The 13,959-nt window shown below is 72.3% G+C and carries 16 protein-coding genes; 6 read left to right on the top strand and 10 right to left on the bottom strand.

What is annotated here, in order from left to right; all coding sequences use genetic code 11:
* Position 1 precedes the first annotated feature (1 nt).
* Both ACFQGU_RS05900 and ACFQGU_RS05895 read left to right on the top strand, forming a co-directional pair.
* Complete coding sequence (locus tag ACFQGU_RS05900; protein WP_386764662.1) at positions 2-2,251, top strand: ATP-binding protein; 2,250 nt, start codon at positions 2-4, stop codon at positions 2,249-2,251.
* Between the two features lie 8 nt (positions 2,252-2,259).
* Positions 2,260-2,652 (top strand): response regulator, encoded by a 393-nt coding sequence (locus ACFQGU_RS05895; protein ID WP_386764660.1) that lies wholly within the window; start codon positions 2,260-2,262, stop codon positions 2,650-2,652.
* Positions 2,653-2,731: 79 nt separating this feature from the next.
* Here the strand turns inward: ACFQGU_RS05895 and ACFQGU_RS05890 are convergent, their stop codons facing one another.
* The 4 genes from ACFQGU_RS05890 to ACFQGU_RS05875 form a co-directional block, all read right to left on the bottom strand.
* Positions 2,732-4,171 (bottom strand): aldehyde dehydrogenase, encoded by a 1,440-nt coding sequence (locus tag ACFQGU_RS05890; protein ID WP_386764658.1) that lies wholly within the window; start codon positions 4,169-4,171, stop codon positions 2,732-2,734.
* Between the two features lie 146 nt (positions 4,172-4,317).
* Positions 4,318-5,097: an IclR family transcriptional regulator gene (locus ACFQGU_RS05885; protein ID WP_386764656.1), complete on the bottom strand. Its 780-nt coding sequence runs from the start codon at positions 5,095-5,097 to the stop codon at positions 4,318-4,320.
* A 47-nt stretch (positions 5,098-5,144) separates the two neighbouring features.
* A complete protein-coding gene (locus tag ACFQGU_RS05880) occupies positions 5,145-5,525 on the bottom strand; it encodes a DnaJ family domain-containing protein (RefSeq protein WP_386764654.1) in 381 nt (126 codons plus the stop codon).
* Positions 5,526-5,554: 29 nt separating this feature from the next.
* Positions 5,555-5,935, bottom strand: a complete 381-nt coding sequence (locus tag ACFQGU_RS05875; protein ID WP_386764652.1) for a cupin domain-containing protein — start codon at positions 5,933-5,935, stop codon at positions 5,555-5,557.
* 199 nt (positions 5,936-6,134) lie between these two features.
* On the opposite strand from ACFQGU_RS05875, the gene ACFQGU_RS05870 reads away from it, so the two are divergent.
* A complete protein-coding gene (locus ACFQGU_RS05870; protein WP_386764650.1) occupies positions 6,135-6,713 on the top strand; it encodes a 1-acyl-sn-glycerol-3-phosphate acyltransferase in 579 nt (192 codons plus the stop codon).
* A gap of 18 nt (positions 6,714-6,731) precedes the next feature.
* On the opposite strand, the gene ACFQGU_RS05865 is transcribed toward ACFQGU_RS05870, so the two are convergent.
* From ACFQGU_RS05865 to ACFQGU_RS05850, 4 genes are all read right to left on the bottom strand, one after another.
* A complete protein-coding gene (locus ACFQGU_RS05865) occupies positions 6,732-6,956 on the bottom strand; it encodes a hypothetical protein (protein ID WP_386764648.1) in 225 nt (74 codons plus the stop codon).
* 127 nt (positions 6,957-7,083) lie between these two features.
* Positions 7,084-8,157 (bottom strand): redox-regulated ATPase YchF, encoded by a 1,074-nt coding sequence (gene ychF, locus ACFQGU_RS05860; RefSeq protein WP_386764646.1) that lies wholly within the window; start codon positions 8,155-8,157, stop codon positions 7,084-7,086.
* A 195-nt stretch (positions 8,158-8,352) separates the two neighbouring features.
* Positions 8,353-8,988: a PadR family transcriptional regulator gene (locus tag ACFQGU_RS05855; RefSeq protein ID WP_386764644.1), complete on the bottom strand. Its 636-nt coding sequence runs from the start codon at positions 8,986-8,988 to the stop codon at positions 8,353-8,355.
* A 96-nt stretch (positions 8,989-9,084) separates the two neighbouring features.
* Positions 9,085-9,498, bottom strand: coding sequence for a hypothetical protein (locus ACFQGU_RS05850; protein WP_386764642.1), 414 nt, complete (start codon positions 9,496-9,498; stop codon positions 9,085-9,087).
* 29 nt (positions 9,499-9,527) lie between these two features.
* Here ACFQGU_RS05850 and ACFQGU_RS05845 point away from each other — a divergent pair, with 29 nt between their 5' ends.
* Positions 9,528-10,061 carry a helix-turn-helix transcriptional regulator gene (locus ACFQGU_RS05845; protein ID WP_386764640.1) on the top strand — a complete coding sequence of 178 codons (534 nt, stop codon included), beginning with the start codon at positions 9,528-9,530 and terminating at the stop codon, positions 10,059-10,061.
* Between the two features lie 6 nt (positions 10,062-10,067).
* Here ACFQGU_RS05845 and ACFQGU_RS05840 read toward each other — a convergent pair whose 3' ends face one another.
* Both ACFQGU_RS05840 and ACFQGU_RS05835 read right to left on the bottom strand, forming a co-directional pair.
* Positions 10,068-10,610 carry a hypothetical protein gene (locus ACFQGU_RS05840; protein ID WP_386764639.1) on the bottom strand — a complete coding sequence of 181 codons (543 nt, stop codon included), beginning with the start codon at positions 10,608-10,610 and terminating at the stop codon, positions 10,068-10,070.
* Positions 10,611-10,721: 111 nt separating this feature from the next.
* Entirely contained in the window at positions 10,722-11,492 is a 771-nt protein-coding gene (locus tag ACFQGU_RS05835; protein ID WP_386764637.1) for a MerR family transcriptional regulator, read from the bottom strand.
* A 179-nt stretch (positions 11,493-11,671) separates the two neighbouring features.
* Between ACFQGU_RS05835 and ACFQGU_RS05830 the strand changes: the two genes are divergently transcribed.
* Both ACFQGU_RS05830 and ACFQGU_RS05825 read left to right on the top strand, forming a co-directional pair.
* Complete coding sequence (locus ACFQGU_RS05830; RefSeq protein WP_386764635.1) at positions 11,672-12,991, top strand: DNA recombination protein RmuC; 1,320 nt, start codon at positions 11,672-11,674, stop codon at positions 12,989-12,991.
* Complete coding sequence (locus ACFQGU_RS05825) at positions 12,988-13,911, top strand: DUF6542 domain-containing protein (RefSeq protein WP_386764633.1); 924 nt, start codon at positions 12,988-12,990, stop codon at positions 13,909-13,911. The genes ACFQGU_RS05830 and ACFQGU_RS05825 overlap by 4 nt, the downstream gene beginning before the upstream one ends.
* Positions 13,912-13,959 lie beyond the last annotated feature (48 nt).

Below are 13,959 nucleotides of genomic sequence, written 5' to 3'. Positions count from 1 at the left end.
CATGTCGAACACGACCGCCCTCGGCCGCAGGCTCGACGTGCCTGCGGTCGTGGGCGCCGTGTGCATCGCGGGAGCGGTGAGCCTCGGGCTCGCCGCCCTCGTCATCCCGGCGCTCGCAGAGCCGACCGGGTTCTCGGACGTGCACGCCCCGCTCGCGATCATGGCGTTCGCCCTCGCCGCGGCCGTGTCCGAGATCGTCTCGGTGCCGCTGATGCACGGGGGCGGCAAGGAGGATCTGACGTTCTTCGAGATCGTCACGGTCGCCGGCATCCTCGTGCTGGACCCGGCGTGGGCGGTCGTGGCACCGCTCGTCGGCCTCGCGCTCGTGCAGCTTGCCCTGCGCATCCCGGCGAAGAAGGTCGCCTTCAACCTCGGCTCGTACGCGACCTCGACCGTGGCGGCCGTCACCACCTACCTCGCCATCACCGGCGGCGCCGACCGCTTCTCGTTCCGCGGCGTCGTCGCACTCGTCGTGGCCATGACGGTCTTCACGATCGTCAACACCCTCCTCCTGGCCACCGTGCTCAAGGCCGCCGAGGGGATCAGCTTCCGCGCCTTCACGGCCGACGTCTGGGGCCTGTCGGTCCTCATGACCATCGGATCGATCGGCGTGGGTGCGGTCGCCGTCGCGATCGTCCCCGTGTCGGTCTGGCTCCTGCCGTTCACCCTGCTCCCGGCCATGGCCCTCTGGTACGCGTACCGCTCCACCTCGCAGCGCGCGGAGGAGCGCGAGCGCAACCGCTGGCTCGTCACGCTCTCCGGCATCCTCACCGCCGAGCGCCCGGTGCCCGAGCTGCTCGCCGACGCGTCGGACGCCATCCGCGCCGCGTTCGGCGCCGGCGCGGTGCAGGTGCTGCTGCCGGCCGACGACGACCTCACCTCCACCTTCCCGGCATCCGAGGGCGTCGTGCCGGTGCCGGTCTCCCGCCTCCCCGACGGCTGGGGCTCGGCCGTGTCGGTCGGCCTCGAGCTCGGCGACGGCCGTCGCGGCGCCCTGCTCCTCGGCGACACGCCGGGCGCCAAGCACCCGTGGGCGCTCAAGGCGACCGACGAGGCCGTGCTCACCACCGTCGCCGCCTCCCTCTGCAGCGCCGTCCGCAGCGCCGAGCGTCACGCCGCCCTCGTCGAGGAGACGAGCAAGCTCAAGGCCGTCGTCGAGAACGCCTCCGACGGCATCGCCGTGCTGACCGGCACCGGTCGCGTCCGGCTGTGGAGCCCGGCCCTCGCGCGCATCACCGGCGTCACCGAGTCCGTCGCCATGGGCCCGATGGCCGACGCCCCCACCGCTCTCACGTCCGTGATCGCGACCGCCGTCGTCGACGGCATCGTGATGGGCCAGGGCCAGGCCGAAGCCGAGCCGAGGCCGTTCACCATCACCCGCCCGGACGGCGAGACCCGCGACATCGCCGTCGCCGTGGTCCGTGCCCGCGCCAACGCGGACGGCGAGCCGGTCGCGATCCTGACCGTCCACGACGTCACGTCGCAGGCCCGCGCGGACCGGCTCAAGAGCGACTTCGTCGCGACGATCTCGCACGAGCTGCGTACGCCGATCACGCCCATCAAGGGATACGCGCAGCTCCTCCTCGCGCGCGGAGACGCGATGACCCCGGAGAAGCGGCGTTCGGCGTACGAGCTCATCGCCGACCGCGCCGACCACCTCGGCCGGCTCGTCGAGGACCTGCTCATGGCCTCGCGCGCCTCGGGCACCCTCGGCTCCAAGCTCGCCACCGCGCCGCAGGGCCACGACCTCCGCACGATCGTGTCCGCCGCGACACAGTCGTTCCCGGCGATTGCGAGCCGGCTCGTGGTCGAGCAGCCCGAGACCGCCGTGCCGGTCTGGTGCGACTCCGTGCGCTCGGTGCAGATCCTGTCGAACCTGCTCTCCAACGCGATGAAGTACTCGCCCGAGGGCACGCCGATCACCGTCCGCGTGCCGGAGTCGGAGTTCGGCGACACGCACGCCGTCGTGACCGTGACCGACCAGGGCTGCGGCCTGGTCGCCGGCGATGTCGAGCGCGTCTTCGAGCGGTTCTACCGCGTCGAGGACTCGATGACGATGCGCACCAGCGGCAGCGGCCTCGGGCTCTACATCGCCCGCGAGCTCGCCATCGCCATGGGCGGCAGCCTCACCGTCATCTCGCAGCCCGGCCAGGGCGCGACCTTCACCGTCCGCCTGCCGCGCACCGAAGCCACGGCCATGGCGGCTGCACCAGCGTCCGCACCGTCCGTCCCGTTCGCCCGCACCGCCTAGGAGTCATGATGCGCAGGATCCTGATCGTCGACGACGAGTTCTCGGTGCGATCCCTGCTCCGGGACGTCCTCGAGCTCGAGGACTACGACGTGGCAGAGGCCGAGGACGGCCCATCCGCACTCGTGGCCATGGCCGCGCAGCGGCCCGATCTCGTGCTGCTCGACATCATGATGCCGGGTATGAGCGGCATCGACGTGCTGGTACGGGTCCGCTCCGACGCCCTGCTGCGCGACGTGCCCGTCGTGCTGCTCACGGCGGCCGGCGACGACGACACCACATGGGCCGGCTGGACGACGGGCGCGAGCCTCTACCTCAACAAGCCGTTCGACCACCTGAACCTGCTCGAGTGGATCGAGCGCCTGCTCGCCGAGAACAGCCCGGCGCTGCAGAGCGCCTCGTAGACCGAACGGGACCTCGGCGCCAGAGGGCGCGCAGCCGACGGCTGCGCGCCCTCTGCCATGCCCGGACAGGTGCTGGCGGCTACCCGCGGTCGGGCGAGATCTGCATGACCACGGCCTTCGGCTCGGTGAAGAACTCACGGCTGAAGGCACCGCCCTCGCGGCCGACCCCGGAGTCGCCGACACCGCCGAACGGCGCGCGCAGGTCGCGGATGAAGAAGCAGTTCACCCACACGGTGCCGGCCTTGAGCGCCTCGGAGACGCGGTGCGCGCGGCTCAGGTTCTCGGTGAAGAGCATGGCGTTCAGGCCGTACCGGGTGTCGTTCGCGAGACGGACCGCCTCGGCCTCGGTGTCGAACGGGTGCACGACGACGACCGGGCCGAAGATCTCCTCGGTGCAGACCCGCGCGTCGGCAGGCGCATCGACCACGATCGTCGGGCGCACGAACCAGCCCTCGCCGTGGCCACCGGTCAGCACCTTGCCGCCGTCCGCCTCGATGCCGCCGAGGTAGCCGCTGACCTTCGTCCAGTGCTCCTCGCTCGCCAGGGGGCCGAACTGCGTCGCGTCGTCCTGGGGATCTCCGATCTGCATGGCCTCGGCGGCGGCGACGAAGCGCTCGAGGAACTCGTCGTACACCTCGCGCTGCACGTAGAGCCGGCTGCCGGCGAGGCACACCTGGCCGGCGTTGCGGAAGATCGCCTGGACCGACCAGTCGACCGCGTTGTCGAGGTCGGCGTCGGCGAACACGATGTTGGCGCCCTTGCCGCCCAGCTCGAGGCTCACCGGGCAGAGGCGCTTCGCGGCGACGCCGCCGATGATGCGACCGGTTCCGGACTCGCCGGTGAAGGTGATGCGGTCGACGTCGACGTTCTCGGTGAGCTCGGCACCCGCGGAGTCGGGGCCATAGCCCTGCACGACGTTGAGCACGCCCGGCGGGAAGCCCGCCTCGATCGCGAGACGGCCGAGGATGACGGCCGACACCGGGGTGTCCTCGGCCGGCTTGAGGACGACGGTGTTGCCCCACGCGAGGGCGGGCGCGACCTTCCACGTCTCGAGCATCAGCGGGAAGTTCCACGGCGCGATGGCCGAGACGACGCCGGCCGGACCGAAGCGGCTGTAGGCGTGGTGGCCGCTGTCCATCGGGTAGTTCTCGCCGGCGGTGAGGCGGGCGTGGTCGGCGAAGAACCGGAAGTTCCAGGCCGAGCGCGCGACGTCGTGGCGGGCCTGGGCGATGGGCTTGCCCATGTCGCGGGTGTCGGCGAGGGCGAGCGCCTCGGCGTTCTCGAGCATGAGGTCGGCCAGGCGGTGCATCAGCGTCTGGCGCTTCTCATAGCCCATCCGCGGCCACGGGCCCTCGTCGAAGGCCTTCCGCGCGGCTGCGACGGCGCGGGCGGCGTCGGCGCGGCCGCCGAGCGCGACGGTCGCCCACGGCTCGCGGGTGTACGGGTCGATGCTGTCCATGCGGGCGCCGTCGAGCGACTCGACCTCGACGCCGTCGATGATGTGGCCGTAGAACTCCATGGCGGTGATCCCTCTCGACGTCGCCCTGCGGCTGCCGGTTGCAGCGGTGCGGCAGCGGGTGGGACCCGCGCCGGACCAGGACGCTCCGCACGCTATGACGCCGTGCGGGCGGCTGCGGAGCGTTGTTCCGCGATGAGGAACGCTCGTCAGTGCGGCGCCGCGCCGTCCGGCGTGAGCATCACCTGCGAGAGCCGCTTCGCCGCCGCCGTGACGAGCCGCACCTGGCGGTCGCGGGCATCCGCGAGCTCGGAGACCGAGCCGGTGATCGAGATCGCCGCGATCGCGACACCGTGCAGGTCGAGCACCGGTGCGGCCACCGACGCGAGGTCGTCCATCAGCTCCTCGCGCGAGGTCGCGTACCCGCGGGAGCGCACCCGCGCGAGCTCGGCCGCGAACGCCCTCTCGCCCGTGATCGTGCGCGGGGTGAAGGCCGGGAAGCCCGCCTCGATCCGGGCGGCCGCCGCCTCGGGGTCGTAGGCACAGATGGCCTTGCCCGACGACGTCGCGTGCAGCGGCCAGCGCCGTCGGAACTCGCGCATGACCTTCATCCCCCGCAGGGTCGGGAGCCGCTCGAGGAAGAGCGTGTCGGCGCCCTGCGCGATCGACAGGTGCACCGTCCAGCCGCTGAGCTCGCGCAGCTCCTCGAGCAGCGTCGTCGAGCGGCGTCGGAGCTCGTTGCGCTGCAGCACGAGCTGCCCGAGCTCGAACAGGTGGATGCCGAGGCGGTACTTGCCGCTCGCGGCGTCCTGCTCGACGAAGCCGCGCGAGACGAGCGTGGTCAGCAGGCGGTGCGCGGTGCTCTTGGCGACGCCGAGCCGGCGGGCGACCTCCGAGACGCCGAGCTCCTCGTCCGACACGAAGCAGTCGAGCACGTCGAGCGCGGACGCCACCGACTTCACGCCACCGGCGACCTCGGCATCGGACACGCGCCCACCGTATCCGCGCCGGCCCGGCAGCATGGGGTGCGGCTTCGTCAGCGGCGCTTCATGGCCTTCCACCGCTCGACCATCGCGTCGACATCGACCTTGCGGGCCACGACGGGGATGCCCTTGCCTACCTGCGGCCGCCGCCAGTCGTCCGTCACCCGCGCGTTGAAGTCCTCGAGCACCGCGCGGACCGCCTGCTCGTGCGGCATGTCGGCGAGCGACTCGGGGAAGCTGTCGGCCTCGCGGCGCAGCGACACCGCACCTCCGAGCGGCACGTCGCCCTCGCGCTCGACGAGGTTCTTCAGCCACCACTCGGGGTCGCCGGAGTTGCTGAGCTTCAACGGCTTGCCGGCACCGGGCAGGTTGTCGAACTCACCGCGCTCGATCGCCTCGCGGATGGCCTTCTCGGCCAGGCTCTCCGCATCCATCGCGCACCTCCGGCTCGGGTACGCCGATGCTAGGACTGCGCCGCGGCCTCGGACAGTGCTGGCGGCGACGTACGGGCGATGACGTCCACGGAGATCTCGATCGCCGTGACGTCGCCTCGGTTCTCCAGCCAGTGCAGCGTGTTCCGGTCCTCGGGCCAGCCGAGCCCCGGCCCGTACTCGGTCGCGACGCCGTCCCTGTGGTCGGTGATCGTCCCTTGCAGCACGTAGACGGTGCCGGGCCGACCGACATGATCGTGAACGGGGCCGAAGACGGCTCCGGGCTCCATCGTCACCTTGCGCGTCCGGAGCTCGAAACCGTCGAGCCCCGCGATCTCCGGTGCGAGGTCGATGGACGCCAGCAGCTCGACCGTGACGCCACGCGTCTGCGGTGCCGCCTCGTGATCGCTCATGGTGCTGCCCTCTCGACGACCGCGGACCTGCTGCGATGCACCGATGCTAGGGCCCGCCGGTCGCGAAGCCCGTCCGTTCGGGTGAAGGGCGGTGCCGGTCCGTCTCACCTCGGAGCCGTTCGGCGATCATGCTCGCGCTGCGGCGACGTCCACCGTGCCGTAGCGTCCCGGTCACCGACAGACGAGGGGACGTGGCCGCATGCGCAGGACTGTGGGTCGCGGGGTGCTCCGCGTGCTTCGGTACAGGCTCGTGGGCGAGGAGCCACCGCAGGAGCCGGTGTCGGTCTTCGTCGCGTACCCGCACACGTCGTGGCTCGACCTCCCCCTCATGCTCGGCGTTGCCTGGGCGAGCGACCTGAAGCCGGGCTTCCTGGCGAAGAAGTCGATCTTCCGAGCGCCGTTCGGCGGACTGCTGCGCTCGCTGGGAGGGATCGCCGTCGACCGCGCCAACCCCGGCACGCTCGTCGCCGACCTCACCGAGCGCGCGCGCAGCGGCCAGCCGCTCTCTCTCGTCATCGCTCCCGAGGGCACCCAGGGCGGGCAGGGACACTGGAAGTCCGGCTTCTACCGGATCGCGCAGGACGCCGACGTCCCCCTCGTCCTCGGGTACGTCGACCAGCCCACCCGCACCTGCGGCCTCGGCCCGTCGTTCCGCCCGAGCGGCGACGTCCGCGCCGACATGGACCGGGTGCGCGCGTTCTACGCCGACAAGCACGGCGCGAGACCGATGCCGAGCGCCGTCCCCTCGCTGCGCGAGGAGGACGAGCCTCCGGCGTGACGAGCGCAGCGGGCAGCGCTAGGCCTTGGCGTGCCGGAGGCTCTTCGCCTCGTCAGTGGTGATCCTTGCGACCGCGGCCGCGCGGCTGACCGGGTCGAGCTCGTCGAGCTGGGTCTGCATCGCGGCGACCGCGTCGTCGACGGCCGACTTCTTAGCCAGCACCGCCTGCACCAGGAAGTACCCGCCGACCACGGCTCCACCGACGATCGCGATCCCCACCAGTGCCTTCACGCCCTTGTTCATCGCACTCCACCCTTCGCGACAGCCCTCTCCCACCCTGGCACTACCTCGCGACCGGCACCGCCATGCGCCCCGATTCGTCCGTGTGCATCCGCGTCGATGCGGACATCGCCGCGGGCGACCGGGCTGCTCAGACGTTGAAGCGGAACTCCACGACGTCGCCGTCGTGCATGACGTAGTCCTTGCCCTCCATGCGGGCCTTGCCCTTGGCGCGAGCCTCGGCCACCGAGCCGCAGGCGACGAGGTCGTCGAACGAGATGACCTCGGCCTTGATGAAGCCCTTCTGGAAGTCCGTGTGGATGACGCCCGCAGCCTGCGGCGCGGTGTCGCCCTTGCGGATGGTCCACGCGCGCGACTCCTTGGGGCCGGCCGTGAGGTAGGTCTGCAGACCGAGGGTGTCGAACGCGACGCGGGCGAGCGTGGTGAGGCCCGACTCCTCGAGGCCGATCGACTGCAGGAGCTCGAGGGCCTCCTCGTCGTCGAGCTCGGTGAGGTCGCTCTCGGTCTTCGCGTCGAGGAACACGGCCTCGGCCGGCGCGACGAGCGCGCGGAGCTCGGCCTTCAGCGGCTCGTTCGTGAGCTCGTCCGAGTCGACGTTGAAGACGTAGAGGAAGGGCTTGGCGGTGAGCAGGAAGAGCTCACGCAGCACGTCGCGGTCGAGCCCCGAGGCGAAGATCGTCGTGCCTGCCGACAGGGCGTCGTACGCCTTCTTGGCCGTCTCGAGGAGCTCGACGCGGTCCTTGTTGAGCCGCGCCTCCTTCTCCAGACGGGGGAGCGCCTTCTCGACCGTCTGCAGGTCGGCGAGGATCAGCTCGGTGTTGATGATCTCGATGTCGTCCTTGGGGTCGACGCGACCCTCGACGTGGACGACGTCGGAGTCGGTGAACACGCGGATCACCTGGCAGTTGGCGTCGCACTCGCGGATGTTGGCGAGGAACTTGTTGCCGAGACCCGCACCCTCGCTCGCGCCCTTGACGATGCCGGCGATGTCGACGAACGAGACGCTGGCGGGCAGGATCCGCTCCGACCCGAAGATGCCCGCGAGGATCGCGAGCCGTGGGTCGGGGACGCCGACCACCCCGACGTTGGGCTCGATCGTCGCGAACGGGTAGTTCGCCGCGAGCACGTCGTTCTTGGTCAGCGCGTTGAAGAGCGTCGACTTCCCGACGTTGGGGAGTCCGACGATTCCGATGGTGAGAGCCACGGGCCGAGAGTCTAGGCGCCGCGCGGGGTCCCTCCGGACCACGGCGCCGGTGCCCTGGAACGCGAGCGCCCCGCCCCGCATCGTCGCGCGGTGCGACGGGCGGGTGCGGGGCTGCTCGTGGGTCGCACCGATCAGTGACGGGTGCGGTCGGGGGCCGGGGCCTCGGTGCTGACCGACGCCCCGGCCGTGAGGACCTCAGCCATCCGTGGGCTCGCCCTGGGCGGCGGCCTCGGGGCCGTCGGCGAGCAGGAGGTACAGCGCGCGGCGGGTGTCGGCGAGGATCGCGGCCGCTGCCTCGATCTGCGCCGGGCTGCCGGTGCGGAAGACCTGACGGGTGGCGCCGGCGATGCCCTCGACCAGGGCGCGCAGGTCAGGACCTGCGGGCTCGGCGTCGAACGAGCCGAACGGGTCGGTGGTCTCCGCCGCGGCGACGGCCTCGCGGCCGGCGTCGGTCAGCGCGGCCACCTTTCGGCCGGAGTCGGCCGTGACGAGAACGAGGCCCTCATCCTCGAGCTGCGCGATCGCGGGATAGATCGCGCCGGGGCTGGGCGTCCAGCGGCCCCCTGAGCGGTCGGAGATCGCCTGCATGAGCTGGTAGCCGTGCATCGGCTCCTCGGCGAGGAGCACGAGGACGGCGGCGCGGACGTCACCGCGGGGGGCGCGGCCGCGGCCGGGGCCACGACGGCCTCCGCCTCGCTGGCCGCCGCGCGGCCCGAAGCCCGGGCCGAAGCCGGGGCCTCCGGGGAACGGAAAGCCCCCGGCGCCGTCGGGGTGCTGGCCAGGGTGGTGGAACTTCAGGTGCGCCGGGTGGCGCGGGGTACGGAACTTCATGGTCATCTCCTCAGATGTCTGTTCTCGATGCACTAACGATATATCGCGAGTGTCACCGATGCAACTGAGGAGCTCCTCGGTTCATTCCCGGGCACGTCAGCGGGTTCGCGCCTCCCGCCAGGCCATCCATGCCAGGCCTGCGCCGAGCGCTGTCCCCGGCACCCACACGGCCCGCTCGATGCCCGACGGCGACGCCGCGTTCATTGCGATGCCCAGCGTGAGGTACGCCGCGGAGCCCAGCAGAAGCCGCCGGCGTCCCACCGGCCCGAGCAGGCGGCTGGCGGCGGCCGCCGCGACCCCGGCCCACAGGAGCGCCGAGACGCCGCTGGCGACGCGGAAGCCGGTGGGCAGCACGCCTGCGTTCGCGCCGCCCCACGCGGCCGCTCCCCACGGGGCGCCGACCGCGAGGGCCACCTGGAAGAGGCCGACCCCGCAGGCGAACACGGCGAAGGCCGTGCCCCACGTGCCGGTGCGGGTGGTGGGTGCGGTGCTCAGCGTGTCGGTGACCATGGGACATATCTATCAGATATGTTGGGCTCATGTCGAGGCAGCAGACCACCGAGCTCGCCGTCCTGGGGGCGCTGTCGGTGCAGCCGATGTCCGGGTACGCCGTCCGCGCCGCGATCACCGAGACGCTCGGCCACTTCTGGAGCGAGAGCTTCGGCCAGATCTACCCGACGCTCGCGCGGCTCGAGTCGGAGGCGCTCATCGTCCGGGACGCGGACGGCAAGACCTCGGGCAGCACGTTCCGGCTCACGCCGTCCGGGCGGGAGCGGCTGGTCGACCTGCTCCGCGAGCCGATCACCGCCGCTCCCCCGCGCAACGGCACGCTGCTGCGGCTGTTCTTCGGCGGGCTCCTCGGCGTCGAGGAGTGCCGGGCGATCCTGACCGAGGCGCGATCCCGCGCGGTCGCGCAGCTGGCTGCGCTCGACGCGATCCGGCACGGGCTCGAGGCGGAGACCGCCGCCGACCCGGACGCGCGCTACCGGCTCGTCACCGTCCTTGCGGGCCAGCACTCAGCCCGGGCCGCCATCGCCTGGGCCGACGAGTCCCTCGCCCTGCTGGCCGGCTGACTCGCGCTATGCGGTGTACGCGCGGTTGAGCAGGACCTGCAGCGCAGCGCTGCAGCAGACGAGGAGCGCCATCGCCAGCACAGCGGTCCACCAGCCCGTGCGCTCGATGCGCCCGCGGCCCAGCCGCACGAGCGCGACGACGGCCAGCACGACGCACAGGCCAACTGCGATGGGCTGCACGGCGACGGCCTCCGCGGGGGTGTTGCTCACGCCCCAGGGCAGCAGGTAGTCGTCACCGAGGTCCGGCCGCCACCGGTGCATGTTCGTGCGATAGGCCCAGGCCGCCCACACCGCGGACGCCAGCACGGCAACACCGAGCAGGCGGATGCGGAGGGCGGGGTAGGGCGCCAGGAGGTACGGGACGGCGAAGCCGACGGCGGCGCACGCCAGCATCACCGGGATCTCCCATGACCGGGGCAGGTCCAGCAGTCCGACCGCGATCGGCAGCAGGAGCCCAACCACGATCGCGGACAGGATCGCCCACGGCCACACGAGCGGCCGCTTCGCCGGCGTTGGATCGGTGGCCGTGCCGAGCTCGGTCGCCGACATCGCATCCCCCAGTCGTCGGTGCGCACTCCGATCGTGGCACTCGCCCTGACGGCATGGGCTTCGCTGACTCGATCGTGACCAACCGGCGCGATCCGGCCCGGGCGGTGGGACTCAGGCGAGCGTCTCGACGGCGTAGACGGCCATGGCGTCGCGGACGTATTCGGCGAGGCCGGGTCGCACGGCGTCGTAACGCGCCTTGAACTCCGGGCTGTCGACGTAGAGATCGCCGAGGCCGGCGAAGGTCTCCGCGTTCGGTGTCCAGAACTCGCACACCCAGCGGTAGTGGCCCGCGGTGACCTCCTGGACGCGCGGGTCGGAAGGGTCGACGCCGGCGTCGAAGAGAGCTGCGTAGTCCTGGTCGCGCTGCGCGAGCTCGGCCTGGATGCGGTCGGCGTCGGCCTTGCCCATCGCGCCCACCCGCTTCCACGACTCGTCGATCTTCTCCTGCGCCTGCGGGCCGTAGCGCTCGACGAGCTCGGCCTCGTACTCCTTCTGCTTCTCGGCGTCGAAGCCGTCGAAGAGCTCCTCCGGGGTGAGCGGGGTCATGGTGTCGTCTCCTTCGATCTCGGCGATGGTGCGGCCGACGGTGTCGGCGAGGCGCGCTATCCGGTCGCGCTCGACGAGGAGCGCGGCGCGGTGCTCGCGCAGGACGGCGGCGCGGTCGCGCGTGCCGTCGAGCACGCGCGCCACGGCGTCGAGCGGCAGGCCCAGCTCGCGCAGCACGAGCACCTCCTGCAGCCGGTGCAGCTGCTCGCGCTCGTAGTAGCGGTAGCCGTTGCTGCCGACGTACGCGGGCGGCACGAGCCCGATGTCGTCGTAGTGCCGCAGGGTGCGCGAGGACACCCCCGCATGACGCGCCACCTCGACGATCGACCAGCTCATGCCCACGACGCTAGACGTTGACGCCACGTCAACGTCAAGCGCGCGGCACCTGCACCCACATGATGGGACGGTGTGTACGGCTCTAGTGGATGAAGGTCGCCTTCATCCACTAGAGCCGAACAACGTGGGCCGTCATCGCAAACCCGCGGACTGTCGGGGGTGGGTGGGACGGTCGGGGCATGACCGAGCTTCTTCCCCTGCTCGTTGCCCTGGTCGTCGGCGTCGCCCTGGGCGCGGCCGTGGCCCTCGCCGTCGCCCGTGCCCAGCGCGACGACACCTCCGGCGCGTCCCTGGCCGCCGAGCGCGCGGCCGTCGACGCCCTCGTCACCCCCATCGCCGAGACGCTGCGCGACGTGCGCATCGACCTCGCCCGCTCCGAGCGCGAGCGCATCGCGGCGCACGCCGACCTCCGTCGCCAGGTCGAGGCCACCGCCCTCGGTGCGACGGCGGTGAGCGAGCAGACCGGACGGCTCGCCGCAGCGCTGCGGCGGTCCGACGTCCGCGGCCAGTGGGGCGAGATGCAGCTGAGGCGGATCGTCGAGTCGTCCGGGCTGCTGCCCCACGTCCACTTCGAGGAGCAGGCGAGCAGCCGCGACGACGCCGGCGCGCTGCTGCGCGCCGACCTCGTCGTGCACCTGTCGGACGGCCGCGACGTCGTCGTCGACTCCAAGGTGCCGCTGGCGTCGTACCTCGAGGCGGTCGAGTCCGACGACGACACTGCCCGCCGCACCCTGCTCGCCCGCCATGCCGCCGACCTCGTCAAGCACGTCGACGCCCTCGGGTCGAAGGAGTACTGGCGCCGCTACGACTCCCCCGCGTTCGTGATCCTGTTCCTGCCGTCCGAGCCCCTGCTGTCAGCCGCCCTGGACGAGCGGCCCGACCTCCTGCAGCGGGCGTTCGACAAGGACGTCGTCCTCGCGACGCCGACCACCCTGCTCGCGCTGCTGCGCACGGTGGCGCACACCTGGCGCCAGGAGTCGGCGACGCGCAACGCCCGCGAGGTGCACGACCTCGCCGTCGAGCTGCACTCGCGCATCGCGACGGTCGGCAAGCACATGGCCAAGCTCGGCCGCCAGCTCGACTCCGCCGTCGGCGCCTACAACGACACGGTCGGGTCGCTCGAGGGCCGCGTGCTCGTCACGGCGCGCCGGCTCGCGACGCTCGGCGTGGTCGCCGACTCCGAGGACGGCGGTCTGCCCACCCCCGCGCCGGTCACCCAGGCCGCGCGACCCCTCACTGCCCCCGAGCTCGTCGCCTCCGCCGAGGGCCGGCTCGCCGGGCTGCCCGAACCGCCCGAGATGCCGATCCTCACCGGCCTCCCCGACCTCGACGACGACCCCGACGACGGCGCCGACTGGCTCACCCCGGAGCTCGTGGCCGGGCCCCGCCGAATGCCCGGCGTCCAGGACCTCCTCGACGCCGACCACGACGCGCACGACGGCACCGGGCCCGCCGTGACGGGCGCAGGCGGTGACGTCCCGTACGGTTGGACATCGTGAGCACGGAGAACGGACGTCCCGAGGCGGCAGTGCCGTCCTTCGGCGACCTGTTCGACGATCCCGAGCCCGGCGAGTCCGCGCCCGCCGCTGCCGCAGCCCCTGCCGCGGATCCCGACCATGACCCGTCGTACGACGGCGTGCCCGCCACCACCGGCGAGATCGCAGCCGTGGTGGGCGACCAGGTGCCCGCATCGACCGAGGCCGACGACGAGCCCGCCCAGGACGAGCCTGACGTCCCCGTGGCGCCCGCGGGCGTGGCCGGGTTCGAGGCGCAGGCCGAGGAGCGCTGGACGCCGCCGCCGACCCGCGCGCCGGTCCGCGAGCCCGAGCCCATGGACGACGTCCCCGCCGTCGTGACCACCGCCGCACCGGCGGTCACCGGTCGTCTCTACCGCTCGTCCGGCGCCGAAGGCCCGGCCACGATGGACGCGATCCCGGCGATCGACCCCGACTACCTGGCCGCGCGCGAGGCCGAGCAGGCCGCGGCAGCAGCCGCCGCTGCCCGGGCCCGCCCGCAGAAGCAGCCCGCCACCCAGGGCGGCAGCGGCCTCACCTGGAGCGGCGTCGTCGTCGTGGTGATGCTGGGCACGATCCTCGTCGGGTTCGCCGACGCCCTCATCAACGACAGCCTCGGCATCATCACCGGGATCGCGCTGCTGGTCTCGTCGGTCTACTGCGCGCTGCTCGTGCGCCCGGCCGACATCTGGGCCGCGGCCATCATCCCGCCGCTCGCGTTCCTCGCCGCGACCCTCACCGCCGGCCAGCTCACCCTCGACCCCGCGGGATCGCTCGTGGTGCGCGAGGGCTACATGATCCTCAAGACGCTGGCGCAGAACGCTCCGTGGATCGTCGGCACCACGCTGATCTGCCTCGTCATCGTGATCGTGCGCCGTCGGCGCGCGACGACGTCCCACGCCTGACGCGCCACGCCGCCTCGAGCCCGCACGGGCCGGACACGCCTTCCCGTG

Origin of the sequence: Longivirga aurantiaca (genome assembly GCF_042660085.1) — a bacterium.
GTDB lineage: Bacteria > Actinomycetota > Actinomycetes > S36-B12 > CAIYMF01 > Longivirga > Longivirga aurantiaca.
This window is presented reverse-complemented; position numbering and strand designations above follow the sequence as displayed.